This window comes from Helicobacter sp. WB40 (genome assembly GCF_027859275.1).
In the GTDB taxonomy this organism is placed as follows: domain Bacteria; phylum Campylobacterota; class Campylobacteria; order Campylobacterales; family Helicobacteraceae; genus Helicobacter_D; species Helicobacter_D ibis.
Genome location: NZ_JAQHXS010000020.1, coordinates 1 through 2,480 on the forward strand (window position 1 = coordinate 1; position 2,480 = coordinate 2,480).

Genomic DNA, 2,480 nt, shown 5'->3' on the forward strand with positions numbered 1-2,480 from the left:
TGTGCTTTTGCATTTAGCACGGCTAGTTCTATTTCTTGTCTTGTTTTTTCTTCTCCTAATGATAGCTCTCTTTCTTTAATTTCGATTTCTTCTAGTGCTAGGGAAGCATTAATTGCCATTTGCGTAACTGAAAGAAGTGTGTTGCTTAGCATTTCATAAGTATAGTTTGTTGATTTTAAATGTTCTAAAAGTCTGCTTTCAAGCAGTGTTGCTTGTATGTTTTTTAAATTGTCGTTGAATCTCTTTGTATTCATAGCAGCCCTTCTTGTTTTTGTGGTTTTGGTTTTATTTTTGGTTTTAGTGCGTGGTTTATGAAGTATGGTTTGTCTAGTAGCCACCTTGCCCAGTGATCATCAGGCAAGGCTATTATTTCACCTTTTTTAAATGTATAGCTATATCCATCTTTGGCAAATAAAAAATCATCTTCACCTATGTATTCTAAAAGCTTAACACCTATTAATCGCATAAGAATCCTTTTTTTATAAGAATGGTAGCTAAGAGGGTGGAATTTTATAAGGGGTAGTTTTAGCATTCATTGTCCATAAGGGCTTTTGCTCTTTATCCCTTACAACCTAACTTTAGAAATCCTAGAATGCTTCTTAAAAATTTAAGGAGTTATCAATGGAAAATCCACAAATGGGAGACAATCCACAAGCACCAAACGAGCAAATACCACAAGCACCACAAGCACCACAAGCACCACTTCAACAAGATGATGACATTTCTCTTTTGGAGAGAGAACTAGCAGGCTCTCACCATTTTCTTTTAGAATTGCTACAACTTCGTTACTTGCCTTGCTATAACCTCTAAACTTGCTTAATGTTTCTATTTGCTCTTTGGTTGGTTTTTCTTTGCTCTCTAGTAGCTCTTTTAGGGCTTTTAAGCTATCTAAGTTTTCATTATATATCGTTTTTGCGTTGCTTAAGTCTTGTATATGTCGCTTTTGTAGTGCTTTATTTTCTTGTGCGGTTTGTTTTGGTGTCTTTAGCCCTGCTGGGCTATTTGACTTTATAGATTCTGTATTGTTATTTGAAATTCCTCGTTTGTTATATCCTGTCTCATCAAGTGGATTAGATCGCTCTGCAAATATTTGTCCTCCGTCTCCATTGCTTCCTTTTTTATCGCTGTTAGAATCGATGCTACTTTGCCTAGTATTATCTCCCATTCTCCCTTTTGTAGTGCTTTTTGTCTGCTCTTGTGGTAGTATTCTCTCTGTTCCTTGTCTATCTCCCTTGACATCTTGTAAATCATCTTGCAATACTCGTCGAAATCCATGTTGTATCACATTCTCTCTACTTTCGGATTGGTCAATATTTCCCTGTGTATCACTTCCTCTAGCCTCTCTTTGTTTGTTGTCATTTATGATTCCTTTCTCTAAAGTCTCATTAAGTGTAGCTTAATTTTCTACTTCTTTACCTTTAGTTCTACCTTGAAACTGATCGTAATTTACTCCAAATTCAGCAAGTGGTGTAATATTTGTGATAGAATCTTTAGGTTTATGATTTTTGTTACCTGTTTCTTTTATCACTCCATATTCTTTTAGCTTTTCTTTTAGAGGTAAAAATAATTGGCTTTGTTGCAAGTTGTTTTTATTTAATTTTATTAGCTCTTTGTATATTTCTGCTTTTTTAGTGTTTGTGTCTTTTGCTATGTTTTCTAATAGTGGTAATAGCTTTTGCTTGTCTCTTTTAAATTCTAATAGCTTTGTTTCTATTACTTTAACATCGATTATTTCATTATCTAAATTTTCTAAGCTTCTGTATGCTGAACAACTGGAATATTTAAAAGACAAAATTATGAATAAAAATGTAGATTTTGATTATAATGAATATGAGGAATTTATAGAAGTAGGCAAAAAAATATATCAATGTAAATAGGGGTGGTAAATGAGTATTTTGGTTTGGTTCTCTATTGTATTTTTTGCTGGGTTTTTTGTAGTTAGATTCTTTAAAAAGAATCTAGTTTTTAGAGATAGTTTGAAGCCATACTTTTGTGGGCTTGTAGTTGTGTTGTTGTTGCAAATATACTATAAAATAGATGAAAGCAAAGAAGCTATAGCATCTGATATAGAGTATGCAAGAGAAGAGATGAGGGGCTATTTTAGAGATATAAATCCTGCTATGGGATTCTTTGAAATGGATAAAAAGGCACAAAGATATAAATTTGCAATGGAAGCACAAAATAGACTATTGCAACACATGAAAGAATATAGTGGATTCTTTAGTGGATTAGATAGGCTTTTGAGTAACTTGACTTATGAAGCTTGGAGCTTAGATGCTAAACATGTAACATATAAGATAGATAGCATGAATGCACTAGATGGAATAGATAGTCGCTTCTATAACAGAAAATCTTATGACACTACTCTTTTTGGTTCATATGATACGAATTTTAATTCTGTAATTTTCGCTAGAGAAATATTGCTTAGGCAATATGTTGAGGCAATAGAAACAATGAGAGAATATGCTCTTAGAATTGGC

5 protein-coding genes are annotated in these 2,480 nt (G+C 33.1%); 1 reads left to right on the forward strand and 4 read right to left on the reverse strand.

Annotated features, from left to right (window positions below; translation table 11 throughout):
- The 4 genes from PF022_RS08715 to PF022_RS08730 form a co-directional block, all read right to left on the reverse strand.
- Positions 1 to 254: hypothetical protein (locus PF022_RS08715; RefSeq protein WP_271023565.1), on the reverse strand; the 254-nt coding region annotated here is incomplete at its 3' end.
- Positions 251 to 466 carry a hypothetical protein gene (locus tag PF022_RS08720; protein WP_271023567.1) on the reverse strand — a complete coding sequence of 72 codons (216 nt, stop codon included), beginning with the start codon at positions 464 to 466 and terminating at the stop codon, positions 251 to 253. The genes PF022_RS08715 and PF022_RS08720, both read right to left, overlap by 4 nt.
- Before the next feature lie 141 nt (positions 467 to 607).
- Positions 608 to 1,285 (reverse strand): hypothetical protein, encoded by a 678-nt coding sequence (locus PF022_RS08725; protein ID WP_271023569.1) that lies wholly within the window; start codon positions 1,283 to 1,285, stop codon positions 608 to 610.
- Positions 1,286 to 1,396: 111 nt separating this feature from the next.
- A complete protein-coding gene (locus PF022_RS08730; protein ID WP_271023570.1) occupies positions 1,397 to 1,792 on the reverse strand; it encodes a hypothetical protein in 396 nt (131 codons plus the stop codon).
- 94 nt (positions 1,793 to 1,886) lie between these two features.
- On the opposite strand from PF022_RS08730, the gene PF022_RS08735 reads away from it, so the two are divergent.
- On the forward strand, positions 1,887 to 2,480 hold a 594-nt coding region (locus PF022_RS08735), incomplete at its 3' end, for a hypothetical protein (RefSeq protein WP_271023571.1).